Source organism: Plantibacter cousiniae (nom. nud.) (genome assembly GCF_977070315.1).
The window spans coordinates 293,058-306,644 of record NZ_CDRVEU010000001.1 but is presented as its reverse complement, the minus strand read 5'-3'; the positions used below and the strand labels follow the sequence as shown (position 1 = coordinate 306,644).

12 protein-coding genes are annotated in these 13,587 nt (G+C 59.9%); 8 read left to right on the top strand and 4 right to left on the bottom strand.

The window, feature by feature from the left end:
* Positions 1 to 117: 117 nt before the first annotated feature.
* From ACW55A_RS01385 to edd, 4 genes are all read right to left on the bottom strand, one after another.
* The gene (locus ACW55A_RS01385) at positions 118 to 1,524 is read right to left on the bottom strand and encodes an ATP-binding protein (RefSeq protein WP_072365782.1); all 1,407 of its coding nucleotides are present in this window, start codon (positions 1,522 to 1,524) and stop codon (positions 118 to 120) included.
* A gap of 61 nt (positions 1,525 to 1,585) precedes the next feature.
* Positions 1,586 to 2,323 (bottom strand): response regulator, encoded by a 738-nt coding sequence (locus ACW55A_RS01380; RefSeq protein ID WP_003365308.1) that lies wholly within the window; start codon positions 2,321 to 2,323, stop codon positions 1,586 to 1,588.
* Between the two features lie 50 nt (positions 2,324 to 2,373).
* On the bottom strand, positions 2,374 to 3,339 hold the full coding sequence (locus ACW55A_RS01375; RefSeq protein ID WP_010431705.1) for a glucokinase: 966 nt from the start codon (positions 3,337 to 3,339) through the stop codon (positions 2,374 to 2,376).
* On the bottom strand, positions 3,336 to 5,162 hold the full coding sequence (gene edd, locus ACW55A_RS01370; protein WP_003365314.1) for a phosphogluconate dehydratase: 1,827 nt from the start codon (positions 5,160 to 5,162) through the stop codon (positions 3,336 to 3,338). Before edd ends, ACW55A_RS01375 begins: the two co-directional genes overlap by 4 nt.
* Before the next feature lie 219 nt (positions 5,163 to 5,381).
* On the opposite strand from edd, the gene gap reads away from it, so the two are divergent.
* From gap to ACW55A_RS01330, 8 genes are all read left to right on the top strand, one after another.
* A complete protein-coding gene (gap, locus tag ACW55A_RS01365; protein WP_003433596.1) occupies positions 5,382 to 6,383 on the top strand; it encodes a type I glyceraldehyde-3-phosphate dehydrogenase in 1,002 nt (333 codons plus the stop codon).
* A gap of 173 nt (positions 6,384 to 6,556) precedes the next feature.
* Positions 6,557 to 6,955 carry a YbaN family protein gene (locus ACW55A_RS01360; protein ID WP_050557974.1) on the top strand — a complete coding sequence of 133 codons (399 nt, stop codon included), beginning with the start codon at positions 6,557 to 6,559 and terminating at the stop codon, positions 6,953 to 6,955.
* Between the two features lie 98 nt (positions 6,956 to 7,053).
* Entirely contained in the window at positions 7,054 to 7,410 is a 357-nt protein-coding gene (locus tag ACW55A_RS01355; RefSeq protein ID WP_003433598.1) for a DUF5064 family protein, read from the top strand.
* Positions 7,411 to 7,599: 189 nt separating this feature from the next.
* Positions 7,600 to 9,108, top strand: a complete 1,509-nt coding sequence (gene gcsR / locus ACW55A_RS01350) for a transcriptional regulator GcsR (protein ID WP_003433599.1) — start codon at positions 7,600 to 7,602, stop codon at positions 9,106 to 9,108.
* Between the two features lie 170 nt (positions 9,109 to 9,278).
* Entirely contained in the window at positions 9,279 to 10,106 is an 828-nt protein-coding gene (locus ACW55A_RS01345; RefSeq protein WP_498810365.1) for a PAS domain-containing protein, read from the top strand.
* Positions 10,060 to 11,001 (top strand): sensor histidine kinase, encoded by a 942-nt coding sequence (locus tag ACW55A_RS01340; protein ID WP_498810363.1) that lies wholly within the window; start codon positions 10,060 to 10,062, stop codon positions 10,999 to 11,001. Before ACW55A_RS01345 ends, ACW55A_RS01340 begins: the two co-directional genes overlap by 47 nt.
* Entirely contained in the window at positions 10,986 to 11,375 is a 390-nt protein-coding gene (locus ACW55A_RS01335; RefSeq protein WP_003365327.1) for a response regulator, read from the top strand. The genes ACW55A_RS01340 and ACW55A_RS01335 overlap by 16 nt, the downstream gene beginning before the upstream one ends.
* Positions 11,276 to 13,513: a putative bifunctional diguanylate cyclase/phosphodiesterase gene (locus tag ACW55A_RS01330; protein ID WP_498810612.1), complete on the top strand. Its 2,238-nt coding sequence runs from the start codon at positions 11,276 to 11,278 to the stop codon at positions 13,511 to 13,513. Before ACW55A_RS01335 ends, ACW55A_RS01330 begins: the two co-directional genes overlap by 100 nt.
* The last annotated feature ends 74 nt before the right edge of the window (positions 13,514 to 13,587 follow it).

Here is a 13,587-nt window from a genome sequence, read left to right as displayed (position 1 = left end):
GTGGGAGTCTAACCAAGCCTGACGCGCCGACAGTAACGAAGGGACGCGTGATTGTCACAGGATGGTGACAATTGAAATCCCGGTGCAATCGCTAGCCAAAAGCCACTGTGCAGCGCGTCATTCCACAGTTCTCGGCAGGTACAACGTTACCCGCAACCCTCCGTCACGCAGGTTCTGCAGGCTGACTTCGCCGCCATGACTGTGGGCAATGTTGCGAGCGATACCCAGGCCGAGACCGTAGCCCTGCTGCTGATTGCCTGCCAGACGGAAATGCGGTTCGAAAACGTGTTCGAGACGCTGCTCGGGAACGCCAGGACCTTCGTCATCAACATGCAGTACGAACGCCTGGGCATCGTCCTCGACTTTCAGATGCGCGCGATCACCGTATTTGAGCGCGTTATCGATCAGGTTGCCGATGCAGCGCTTGAGCGCCAGCGGTTTGCCTGAATAGACAGCCTGAGCCTCACCCTGCTGCGTGACCCGCCCATTGCCGTCAGCAAGCAGCCAGGGTTCGACCAGACATTCAAGCAGCGCGTTGAGGTCTACCGGCTCGATGTTTTCATGAATATCAGTGTCCTTGACGCACTGCAGCGCGCCTTTGACCAGCAGCTCCAGTTCATCCAGATCACGACTGAATTTGCGTTGCAGTTGCTCATCCTCGAGCAGCTCGACCCGCAAGCGCAAACGGGTGATGGGCGTACGCAAATCATGGGAAATGGCACTGAACAACTGCCCCCGCTCGGTCAGGTAGCGACTGATCCGTGTGCGCATGGCATTGAACGCCCGGCTGACCTCGATGACTTCGCTGCCGCCGCCCTCGACCACAGGTTCGACGTCCGCGCCCAGCGACATGTCCCGTGCGGCCCGCGCCAGACGCTTGAGCGGGCGGCTCTGCCAGTGCACCAGCAAGCCGATGAACAACAGCAGAAATGCGCTGGTCAGGACAATGAACGAGACCTGCTGAAGAGGCAGCTCCTGCTCCTCCAGCGAGGTGTAGGGTTCGGGCAGCAGCGAGGCAATGTAGAACCACTCGCCCGGCGCCATTTCGATTTGCGTGACCAGCACCGGCGGGTTCACCGGCTCGAGTGTCAGCGCGTAATGCGCCCACGAACGCGGCAGCTCGTCGAGCTTCAGGCCGCTGTTGAAGATCCGCAGTTCTTCGGGCCGCGCGAACCATACGGTGATGTCCGGACCATTGCCCAGTCGCTGGCGCAGCACCTCGCCCACCACGTCCAGCACCGCCTGCTTGCGAGGGGTGGGCTGCATGATCTGCATGTCCAGCGGGTGATCGTTGAGTGACACCACGAACCGTGTGCCACCCATACTGCGTAACTGGTCGAGCACCATGGGCCGGTAAGCCAGCGGCAATGAGCGAAAGTAGCTGACACTGGCCGCCATCGAGTACGCCAGACTGCGCGCACTGGTCACCAGGCCTTCCATCTGCGTGGCACGCAACTGTGACAGCCAGATCACGCTGGACAGCGCCTGCGCCAAAAAAACTGCCAGCAAGGTCAGCAGCAACATGCGCCCCAGCAACGAGCGCGGCAGCGGCAGGCCGGTTCTCTTCGTGCCTGCCCCTGTCGGTTTAATAGCCGTTGCCCGCTTGCGAGTTGACGTTTGCGGCCAGCAGGTAACCACTGCCGCGAATAGTGCGGATCAGACGCGGTGACTTGCCGGTGTCGCGCAGACGCTGACGCAGGCGACTGACCGCCATGTCGACGATGCGCTCCAGCGGCATCAACTCACGCCCACGTGTGGCATTGCCGATGGTGTCGCGGTCGAGAATCTGCTGGGGGTTGTCGAGAAACAGTTTGAGCAGTGCGAAGTCGGCGCCGGACAGAATCACCTCTTCGCCGTCATTGTGAAACAGCCGGTGGCTGACCATATCGAGTCGCCACTCATCAAACAGGATCACGTCGCCACCCGGACGCTCCTGACCGAACTGGGCACGTCGCAACAGCGCCTTGATGCGGGCCTGAAGCTCGCGCGGGCTGAACGGCTTGCCAAGGTAATCATCGGCCCCCAGTTCCAGACCGATGACCCGGTCGGCTTCGTCCGAGCTGGCGGTCAACATGATGATCGGCACATGCGGCTGACGCGGGTGCTGGCGGATCCAGCGACACAGACTGAAACCGTCTTCATCGGGCAGCATGACGTCCAGGATCAGCAGATCGCTTGGTTCGTCATTGAACGCTCGACGAAAATCCGCGCCATCGCCCACTGTGCGCACCTGAAAACCGGCGCGGCTCAGGTAGGTGTCCAGCAACTCGCGAATTTCCTGATCGTCATCCACCAACAGGATCGATTTACTGACTGAGCTCAAGTTGAAGCGTCCTTGTCTGGCTGTTAATTTTTGTTGTTATGCCATATCGCTCAGATCTGCGCACCAAACGCCTGCTGCAGGGCCACGCCTGAACCCATGAGGCCCGGGTATTCGGCCGTGACCAGCCACACCGGCAGGCCATTGAAATAGTCGCTCATGACGCCCTTCTCGGCCATGGCGCGCTTGAACCCGCTGTTAATGAAGAACTCAGTGAAGCGCGGCACCACGCCGCCGACGATATAAACCCCGCCGAGGCTGCCCAGGGCCAGCACATGGTTGCCGACCACTCTGCCGAGAAACACGCAGAATTGTTCCAGCACTGCCGCAGCTACCGGGTCGCCCGAGAGCGCAGCGGTAGTGATCGCCGCAGGCGATTTAAGCACCGGTTCGATGTCGTCCAGCGCGCAGCTGACCTGATACAGCAACAGCAAGCCCGCACCGCTGAGCACGACTTCGGCGCTGACATGTTCATGCTCGGCCATCAGCCGCGTCCACAGCAGCGCCTCACGCGCGGTGCCGATGGGCAGGTCGGCATGACCGCCCTCGCCCGGCAACGCCATCCAGCGACTGCCTTCGAGTTTGATCAGCGTACCGACGCCCAGCCCGGTCCCCGGCCCCACCACCACGCGCGGCCGATCAGGCTTGCCGACACCGTGGCAGACCGTCAGGTATTCATCATCCTTGAGCCGGGTCATGCCCAGCGCCATGGCGGTGAAATCGTTGATCAGCAGCAGTTCATCGACCTGCAGGTCGGCGCAGAACGCCTTGCGGCTCAATTGCCAGTGGCTGTTGGTGAACTGGAAAAAATCGCCATCGACAGGCCCGGCCACCGCCAGGCACACATGACCGATATCGCCGCGCTGCAGCTCCAGGTCCTGCAGATAGACTTCGATGGCCTTCTCCGGGCCCGCGTAGTCAATGGTCGGGAATACCCGGACAGAATGCAGCGTGTCGTCTTCCCAAATGGCAAAACGTGCATTGGTACCGCCTATATCACCGACCAGGGCCAACTTCACTTAAGCGTCTCCAGACTAGAGGTAAAGGCGCTGGCGCCTTGCTCTGCGGAGCTGAAGGCCATGCGCATGAATCCAAAAAGCTCGCGACCGCAGCCGACACTGTTGTCGATCTGGTTGATGGCCGGTTCTCTGGCGGCCAATTCTGACGCTTCGACCAGCACTTGTAACGTGCCTTTTACACCATCCACGCGAATCACATCGCCATTGCGTACCAGCGCCAATGGGCCACCATCGAACGCCTCCGGGCAGACATGAATCGCCGCCGGGATCTTGCCCGAAGCGCCGGACATGCGTCCATCGGTGACCAGCGCAACCTTGAACCCGCGATCCTGAAGGACACCCAGAAACGGCGTCATCTTGTGCAGCTCGGGCATGCCGTTGCAACGCGGGCCCTGGAAGCGCATCACGGCGACGAAATCGCACTCCAGCTCGCCGGCCTTGAAAGCGTCGGCCAGCTCTTTCTGATCCTGGAACACCTTGGCCGGTGCTTCGACGATCTGATGCTCCGGAGCCACCGCGGACACTTTCATCACGCCGCGCCCCAGGTTGCCTTCCATGACCCGCAGCCCACCTTCCGGCGAGAACGGACGGGCCACCGGGCGCAGGATATTTTCATCGAGGCTTTCGAGCGGCCCTTCACGCCAGACGAGTTTGCCGTCCTCCAGGAACGGCTCCTTGGTGTAACGGCTGAGTCCATAACCGGCCACGGTATTGACGTTTTCGTGCAGCAGACCGGCAGCCAGCAGCTCGCGGATCAGGAACGACATGCCGCCTGCCGCCTGGAAGTGGTTGATATCGGCTTTGCCGTTGGGGTAGACGTGACTCAGGGTTGGCACCACTTCAGACAGATCGGCCATGTCCTGCCAGGTCAGTTGAATGCCAGCAGCCTGAGCAATGGCCGGCATGTGCAGCGTATGGTTGGTCGAGCCACCTGTCGCGTGCAGCGCAACGATGGAATTGACCAGCGAGCGCTCGTCGACGATTTCGCCGATCGGCATGAAGCTGCCACTCTGCTTGGTCAGACGCGTCACCTGGCGGGCCGCCTCTGCGGTCAGCGCATCACGCAATGGCGTGTAGGGATTGACGAACGAAGCACCAGGAAGGTGCATGCCCATGACTTCCATCAGCAACTGGTTGGTATTGGCGGTGCCGTAGAAGGTGCAGGTTCCCGGACCGTGATACGACTTCATTTCCGAGTCGAGCAGCTCTTCGCGGGTGGCCTTGCCTTCCGCATAACGCTGCCGTACGTCGGCTTTTTCCTTGTTGGAGATGCCTGAAACCATCGGTCCGCCGGGCACGAAAATGGTCGGCAGATGACCGAATCGCAATGCGCCCATCATCAGACCCGGCACGATCTTGTCGCAGATGCCCAGCATCATGGCGGCGTCGAACATGTTGTGTGACAAGGCAATCGCCGTGGACATGGCAATCACTTCACGACTGGCAATCGCCAGTTCCATGCCCGGCTCGCCCTGGGTGACGCCATCGCACATGGCCGGTACACCGCCCGCAAACTGACCGACCGAACCAATGTCACGTAATGCCTGTTTGATCTGGGCTGGAAAGTGTTCGTAGGGCTGATGCGCCGAGAGCATCTCGTTGTAGGAAGAGACGATTGCCACGTTGGCGGCGTTCATCAGACGCAGGCTTTGCTTGTCTTCCGGTCCGCAGGCGGCGACGCCGTGGGCAAAGTTGGCGCATTGGAGCTTGCCGCGCATCGGGCCATCGCTCGCTGCGCCGCGAATCAATTGAAGGTAGCGCTGACGGGTATCGCGACTGCGGGCGATGAGACGCTCGGTTACTTCAAGGACGCGGGGATGCATGTGATGAACTCCAGGCTAACGTCTAAGGTCACCCGTAAAGACGGCTCCGGTTTTCGAGCAGTGACTGTCAGGGAGCAAAACCCTGATCTCGATCAACTGGGAGTGCCTTTCAGGCTTGTAGTTGTAGATAAAACAAAATATTGCCACTAAAAAGGCTTGTTTTCTATTTCTATGAGAATAATCTTGTAATTCCAACAACAAATTCAGAAGGACGGCTGTATGACTCTTCGTATTGCAATCAACGGTTTTGGCCGAATCGGCCGCAACGTCCTACGCGCACTGTATACCCAAGGCTACCGTCAGGACCTGCAGGTCGTCGCCATCAACGATCTTGGCGACAGCGAAATGAACGCACACCTGCTGCGCTTCGACACTGTACACGGCCCTTTCAGCGGCACAGTCGAGTGTGACAAGGACAGCCTGACCGTCAATGGTGACCGTATTTCGGTCAGTGCCATCCGCAATCCGGCCGAGCTGCCGTGGAAAGCGCAGGACATCGACGTGGTGTTCGAATGCACCGGTCTGTTCACCAGCCGCGACAAGGCTGCCGCGCACCTCACCGCCGGTGCACGCAAGGTGATTATCTCCGCGCCAGCCAGCGGTGCCGATGCCACCATCGTCTATGGTGTCAACCACGACACGCTGCGCCAGTCGCACCAGATCATCTCCAGCGCCTCGTGCACCACCAACTGCCTGGCCCCGGTCGCTCAAGTGCTGCATCGCGAGCTGGGTATCGAAAACGGCCTGATGACCACCATTCATGCCTACACCAACGACCAGAACCTGATCGATGTCTATCACACCGATCCGTACCGCGCCCGCTCGGCGACGCAGTCGATGATCCCGAGCAAGACCGGCGCTGCCGAAGCGGTGGGCCTGGTACTGCCGGAGCTGGCAGGCAAACTCACCGGCATGGCGGTACGCGTACCGGTCATCAACGTTTCGCTGGTCGACCTGACCGTGACCCTGAAGCGTGAAACCACGGTCGATGAAGTCAACGCGCTGCTGAAAGAAGCCAGTCAGCATTCCAAAGTGCTCGGTTACAACGCCCTGCCGCTGGTCTCCCACGACTTCAACCACAACCCGCTGTCGTCGATCTTCGATGCCAACCACACCAAGGTGAGCGGCAAGCTGCTCAAGGTACTGTCGTGGTACGACAACGAATGGGCGTTCTCCAATCGCATGCTCGACAACTGCCTGGCACTGCATAACGCGCAGTAACGGCGCAGCCGCGCTGAAGCATGTGCAGCGAGAGGTGTCCGGGTCATGGACGCTCGCGACCATGCTCAGCGCATGGCAGATCGATGCACTGCGGGTGGTGAAACTGTGCAGGCATGAAAAAGCGCCCGGTGCTGTTAAGCTGACCGGGCTCCCCGAACCTGCCTGTAGAGACCATGACGTACAAACCACCCGGCTCAAGACTTTCACGCCTTTTATACGGCATCCTCGCCTATACCGCGTTGGGCATAGGCATCGTTGCGATCTTCGTTCCCGGCCTGCCAACCACCGAGTTCATTCTGCTGGCCGCCTGGGCGGCAACACGCAGTTCGCCGCGGCTGAACGCCTGGCTGGAAAACCACCGCGTGTTTGGGCCGATACTGTACAACTGGCGTAATGGCCGACTGGTCGCGCGCAAGGCCAAGATCAGCGCCACCATCAGCATGCTCGTCTGTGCCGTGGTGATGCTGAGCCTGATCGGCCATGCCTGGTGGCTGTACCTGGCACTCTCGGGGATGGCGCTGGGCAATCTATGGATCTGGTCGAGGCCGGAACCGGACAAGATCGATCGTTAAGCGCAGGCATGAAGCGAGCGGTACTTTGCGCAAGGCTGAACCGTCCGCTCGCGAGGGGTGTCTGACTGAGCACACTCACCACTTGATGGAGTCACTTCATGTACGAGCCAGGCCATCTGCACCTCACCCACGTGGCGCTTCAACCGTCGGATATCAGCTATGACATCCACTTGCGCTACAACGTGGAGGAAGATCCCAAGCAAGGCACGTCCATGCACTTCACCATGCAGGGCGCAATCAACGGCAAGTCGTTCGAAGAGCAATTCCAGCTGCCCCGTGACCTCGCCTTCAACTTCGCCCACGACGCGAGTCGCATCGCAATAAGGCACGGCTTGCCCAACTCGGCCGCACTGCCCATCGCCCAGCACAAGGACTACGACCGAATGTTCGCGGACATTCGCGACAAACTCCACGCCAAGTCAGGTGACCCGGTGAAGCCGGAGCATCTGGAGTAAGCCAGCGCTGTCGAGGCCCGTAGAACGCCAGCGGGCAGTAGCGGGAGGAATCAGGCACGGAAAACACCATCGTGCCCAAGCTGGAGCGTGAGCAGCGATCGGTGTGTGCAAGTCCACAAGCGGATTTCACCAAACCTGCCGCCACAAGGCATACTTGCCGCCTTCTCATTCGCGAACCGTCATCGCCCCATGCGCATCCATGTCAGCTTCATCGACCGCGTCGGTATCACCCAGGAAGTGCTGGCGATTCTGGGTGGACGCAATCTGAATCTGGACGCAGTGGAGATGGTGCCGCCCAATGTGTACATCGATGCGCCGACGCTCAGCCATCAGATGCTCGAAGAGCTCAAGGACGCGCTGTTTCGGGTCCGAGGTGTGGAAGCGATCACTGTGGTCGATATCCTTCCGGGGCAGCGTCGCCACCTGCAACTGGACGCGTTGCTCGCCGCCATGACTGACCCGGTGCTGGCTCTGGACAGCGCCGGGCACGTGCTGCTGGCCAACCCGGCACTCATCGCGCTGATTGGCCGGGAGCCCGCGGGTGAATCCATCGGTGAGCTGTTCAGCGACCCCAGTCTGCATGTCGCGTTGCTGGAAAACGGCTTTCGTCTGCCGCTGCGCGAGATCAACCTGAACGGTGAAGCCCTGCTGCTGGACGCCACGCCGATTACCGAAGCCGGCGCGCTGATTACCCTGTACCTGCCCAGCCGAATCGGCGAACGCCTGTCGGCATTGCACCATGATCACGCCGAAGGTTTCGACGCCCTGCTTGGCGACTCAGCCGCCATTCGCACCCTCAAGGCACGGGCGCAACGGGTGGCGGCGCTGGATGCACCGCTGCTGATTCAGGGTGAAACCGGCACCGGCAAAGAGTTGGTTGCCCGCGCCTGTCACGCCAGCAGCGCCCGCCACGGCGAGCCGTTCCTGGCTCTGAACTGCGCAGCGCTGCCGGAAAACCTCGCTGAAAGCGAACTGTTCGGCTATGCCCCGGGGGCCTTTACCGGGGCCCAGCGTGGCGGTAAACCGGGGCTGATGGAACTGGCCAACCAAGGCACCGTATTCCTCGATGAAATCGGCGAAATGTCACCCTATCTGCAAGCCAAATTGCTGCGTTTTCTCAACGATGGCAGCTTCCGCCGCGTCGGTGGCGATCGGGAAGTAAGGGTCAATGTGCGCATTCTCAGCGCCACCCACCGCGATCTGGAAAAAATGGTCAGCGAAGGCTCCTTCCGTGAAGACCTGTTCTACCGCCTCAACGTCCTCAATCTGGAGGTTCCGCCGTTGCGCGAGCGCGGTCAGGACATTCTGTTACTGGCCCGATACTTCATGGAACAGGCGTGCGCACAGATTCAGCGTCCGGTCTGCAGGCTCGCACCCGGCACCTACCCTGCCCTGCTCGGCAACCGCTGGCCAGGCAACGTGCGGCAATTGCAAAACGTGATTTTTCGCGCGGCCGCCATCTGCGAACACACTCAAGTGGATATAGGCGACCTGGATATCGCTGGCACCGCCGTGGCGCGTCAGAACGACAGCTCGATCGACAGTCTCGAACATGCCGTCGAAACCTTTGAGCGCAATCTGCTGGAAAAGCTCTATGCGGACTACCCTTCCACCCGCCAACTGGCCAATCGCCTGCATACCTCGCACACCGCAATCGCTCATCGCCTGCGAAAATATGGAATTCCCGACAAGCGTTAGTCGATTAGCGTCATTTATCGAAAATATATTCCGAGAAGTTTCATTTAATAACTAATCTGCCGATAACGATCTGGTATTGTCCATGAACCTCTTATCATCCATTTGAATGGATGTCCGTAGTGTGATTACGGCCGTAATGGCATAAAGGTCAGGTAGTACCGGGAAGTCATATGCCAACCTCGCCAGTGGACCGCCCGCTCGTCGATGCCCAGTCTCGCGCTGAAAAAATCGTCGAATCCCGCCGCCAGAAAATCCTCCTCAAGACTGGTGCACTGCAGGATGCCATTTTCAACAGCGCCTATTTCTCCAGCATCGCAACAGACGAACACGGCGTTATCCAGATATTCAATGTCGGCGCCGAACGCATGCTCGGTTATCACTCCGAGGACGTTGTCGACAAAATCACACCTGCCGACATCTCCGACCCCGCCGAGCTCATCATCCGCGCAGCAGCCCTCAGCCATGAACTCAACACCCCCATCACGCCGGGCTTCGAGGCTCAGGTGTTCAAGGCTTCGCGTGGCATCGAAGACATCTACGAACTCACCTACATCCGCAAGAATGGCAGCCGCCTGTCGGCCATGGTCTCGGTCACATCGCTGCGCGACAGCGCTGAAACCATCATCGGTTATCTGCTGATCGGCACCGACAACACTGCACGCAAACAGGAAGAAGAAGCTCAGGCACTGCTGGATCAGCGCTTGCGGGACCAACAGTTCTATACCCGCTCGCTGATCGAATCGAACATCGATGCGCTGATGATGACCGACCCGCAAGGCATCATTTCCGACGTCAACAAGCAGATGATGGCGCTGACCGGACGCACCCGCGACGAATTGATCGGTGCGCCCTGCAAAAACTTCTTCACCGACCCGGCGAGTGCCGATGCCGCGATCAAGCGCGTGCTCAGCGAGCACAAGGTCAGTGACTACGAACTTACCGTGCGGGCCTATGACGGCACTGAAACCGTGGTGTCCTGCCACGTTTCACGACCGTGACCGCAAGCTCAAGGGTGTCTTCGCCGCAGCCCGCGACGTGACCGAGCGCAAGCGTTTCGAGCGAACACTGGAAGAAAAGAATATCGAGCTGGAACACGCCAGCCACATGAAGTCCGAGTTTCTTGCCACCATGTCGCACGAACTGCGCACGCCGCTGAACGCCGTGATCGGTTTTTCCGAGGCACTCAGGGACGGCATGGTCGGCGACATGACCGATGCCCAGCGACGCTACATAGGCGATATCTTCAATAGCGGCCAGCATCTGTTGTCACTGATCAATGACATCCTCGACCTGTCCAAGGTCGAGGCCGGCATGATGACGCTGGAGCTAGAATCGGTGGATCTGGACGAACTGCTCGGCAACAGCCTGCTGATCGTTCGCGAGCAAGCCGCACTGCAACATATCCAGCTGAAGCTGGAAACAGAGGCCGACTTCGGCGTGCTTGAGCTCGACCGGCGCAAGACCAAACAGATCGTCTACAACCTGCTGGCCAACGCCGTGAAATTCAGCGAGCCCGGTGGCTGGGTGACACTGGCGGTGCGTCTGGTGCCGCTTGCTCAGGCAGGCCTTATCGACGGTGACTGGCCGACATACGGATTTGCGCTTCCCTCCAGCGACTGTGAGCAGTTTCTGGAACTGAGTGTCAGCGACACCGGAATCGGCATCGCCCAAAGCGACATGAACAAGCTGTTCAAGGCGTTCAGCCAGATCGACAGCGGCCTGGCACGCAAATTCGAAGGCACCGGACTGGGCCTGGCGATGGTCAAGCAGCTCGCCGAACTTCACGGCGGCTGCGTCGCAGTGGCCAGCGTGAAAGACCTCGGCGCACGCTTCGTTGTGTGGCTGCCCATCCGCTCACCTGAATCAGCGGAGGCACGATGGCCCAGATCCTGATCATTGAAGACAACGCGGCGAATATGCGTCTGGCAGAGCTGTTGCTGACCAGCGCCGGGCACGCTGTGCTGTCGGCCGTCGATGCCGAAAGCGGCCTGAAACTGGCTCGCGAGCGCCAGCCCGACCTGATCCTGATGGACATCCATCTGCCGGAAATGGACGGCCTGACCGCCACGTCGCTATTGAAGAAAGACGCCGGCACAGCCGCGATCCCGGTGATCGCACTGACCGCGATGGCCATGAAGGAAGACAAGGAGAAGATCCGCCTGGCGGGCTGCAACGCTTATGTTATCAAGCCGTTGCGCTACAAGGAGTTGTACCGGGTCATCGACACCCTGCTGGAAAAAAATCTGCCTCAACAGTCCATTACCTGAGCATTCGATATGACCCAGAGCGCGCGACCATCCTGATTATCGATGACGACGTCCATGTCCGGGACCTGCTGGAGGTGCTCTTGCAGAACCAGGGTTATCGGACACTGACGGCGGAATCAGGCGAGCTGGCGCTGGCCATGATCAAACAACAGGCACCCGACCTGATCCTGCTCGATATCATGATGCCGGGCATGGACGGCTATGAAGTCGCCACCCAGCTCAAGGCCGAAAAGGGCACCGCCAATATACCGATCATCATGCTCTCGGCTCTCGACGAGCAGAGTGCCCGCCTCTCGGGACTGGAGGCCGGGGCCGAGGAATACCTCAACAAGCCTGTGGACAGCGCCGAACTGTGGCTGCGTGTGCGTAATCTGCTGCGCCTCAAGTCCTTTGGCGACTACCTGAAAAGCCACAGCCTGATCCTCGAAGACCAATTGCAGCAGCGCACCATCGATCTCGAGCGCTTTCGCACGGTGATGGACGCTTCCGAAGACGCGATTTTCCTGATCAACCGCAACACCATGAGCCTGATCGAATTCAACCGCCGCGCCTGCCAGTTGCTCGGCTACACCGCTGAGGAACTGTCACACAAGACGCCTGCCGAACTGGGCGAAACGTCCATGGAGCAGCTTGAGGTCGTGTACGACCAGATCATTGCCGGCAAAGGCCCCAGCGAGCCACTGGAAACCCAGATTCGCGACAAGAGTGGCCGGGATGTCGAGGTCGAAATCCATCGCCAGGCGTACCGCACCGGCGAGGACTGGGTCATCGTCGGCATCGTGCGCGACATCACCCGGCGCAAGGAAAGCGACCAACGCCTGCTGACCATGGCCCACTACGACACGCTGACCGGCCTGCCCAACCGGGACCTGTTCTTTACCAGCCTGCAAATGGGCATGACCCAGGCGGCCATCAGTCGCTGGAAGCTGGCGGCCCTGACGGTCAATATCGACGGTTTCAAGAACATCAACGAAACCTGGGGGCATGTGCTGGGCGATGAGGTGCTGCTGGAAGTCAGCCGCCGATTGTCGAACTGCCTGAATGCCAGCGACACCCTTGGCCGCGTGGACGGAGATCAGTTCGCCCTGATTCTGATGCTTCGTCCCGGCCAGGCGGATACCCGGCAAACGCTCGAGCGCATCCGCAACGCATTGCGAGCGCCCTTCCACATAGAAGGCCAGAGCCTGGTCATGACCGCCAGCATCGGTATTGCGCTGTACCCGGAGGACGGCGAAGACTCAAGCGAGCTGATCAGACACGCCTACACCGCCATGAACAGCGCCCGAAAAATCGGCCCGGACAACTACCGGTTCTATACGCCGCAGATGAACGCCGATGTTTCGGCACGCCTGGACCTTGAGGCTGCCCTGCGCGAAGCCGTGCGTAATCAGTCCTTCGAAATCGTCTACCAACCCAAGCTGGACCTGAACAACGACCGCATTTGCGGGCTTGAGGCGCTGTTGCGCTGGCCACGCCCAGGCCATCCAGGCGTTTCGCCCGCTGTATTCGTTCCGGTGCTGGAAAGCCTCGGCCTGATCGGTGAAGTCGGCAACTGGGTGGTCGACAGCGTCTGCGCGCAGATCGCGCGCTGGCAACGCTCCGGGCTGGGCTTGTTTCAGGTAGCGGTCAACATTTCGGGGCAACAGATTTCCAGCAGCAGCCTGGTGGCCGACATTCGTCAGGCCCTCGAAAAACACAATGTTGCGCCGCAGTGGCTTGAGGTCGAACTGACAGAAAGTTCGCTGATGGAAAATACCACGCACACCATCGCCACCCTGGGAGCGCTGCGGGCCAATCGCGTGAGTATTTCCATCGATGACTTCGGCACCGGCTATTCAAGCCTGGCGTACCTGCGCCGCTTTCCTATCGACAAGCTCAAAATCGACATCGCATTCATTCGTGAAGTGACCAGCAATCCACAGGACGCGGCCATTGCCAGAGCCATCATCGAGCTGGCTCACAGCCTCGACCTGCAGGTGATCGCCGAGGGTGTGGAAACCCCGGAACAACTGGCGTTCCTGAGGGAAAACCACTGCGATCAAATCCAGGGTTATCTGATCAGCAAGCCGCTGCCGCTTGAAGAGCTCGAAACGTTTTTGTGCTCACCGGAAAAGAAAGCTGCGTCAGGTAAAGGGTGACGCGCGACCGATGCGTCCGACCTGCTTGAAAACGATGACCACTGCGGGATGGATGCACTCACTGCAACCCATTC

What these genes read in the sequence shown, in the direction of transcription:
- ACW55A_RS01385 (WP_072365782.1), bottom strand. Translation starts at nt 1,524, where the DNA reads ATGTTGCTGCTGACCTTGCTGGCAGTTTTTTTGGCGCAGGCGCTGTCC.
- edd (WP_003365314.1), bottom strand. Translation starts at nt 5,162, where the DNA reads ATGCATCCCCGCGTCCTTGAAGTAACCGAGCGTCTCATCGCCCGCAGT.
- gap (WP_003433596.1), top strand. Translation starts at nt 5,382, where the DNA reads ATGACTCTTCGTATTGCAATCAACGGTTTTGGCCGAATCGGCCGCAAC.
- ACW55A_RS01360 (WP_050557974.1), top strand. Translation starts at nt 6,557, where the DNA reads ATGACGTACAAACCACCCGGCTCAAGACTTTCACGCCTTTTATACGGC.
- ACW55A_RS01355 (WP_003433598.1), top strand. Translation starts at nt 7,054, where the DNA reads ATGTACGAGCCAGGCCATCTGCACCTCACCCACGTGGCGCTTCAACCG.
- gcsR (WP_003433599.1), top strand. Translation starts at nt 7,600, where the DNA reads ATGCGCATCCATGTCAGCTTCATCGACCGCGTCGGTATCACCCAGGAA.
- ACW55A_RS01345 (WP_498810365.1), top strand. Translation starts at nt 9,279, where the DNA reads ATGCCAACCTCGCCAGTGGACCGCCCGCTCGTCGATGCCCAGTCTCGC.
- ACW55A_RS01340 (WP_498810363.1), top strand. Translation starts at nt 10,060, where the DNA reads ATGACGGCACTGAAACCGTGGTGTCCTGCCACGTTTCACGACCGTGAC.
- ACW55A_RS01335 (WP_003365327.1), top strand. Translation starts at nt 10,986, where the DNA reads ATGGCCCAGATCCTGATCATTGAAGACAACGCGGCGAATATGCGTCTG.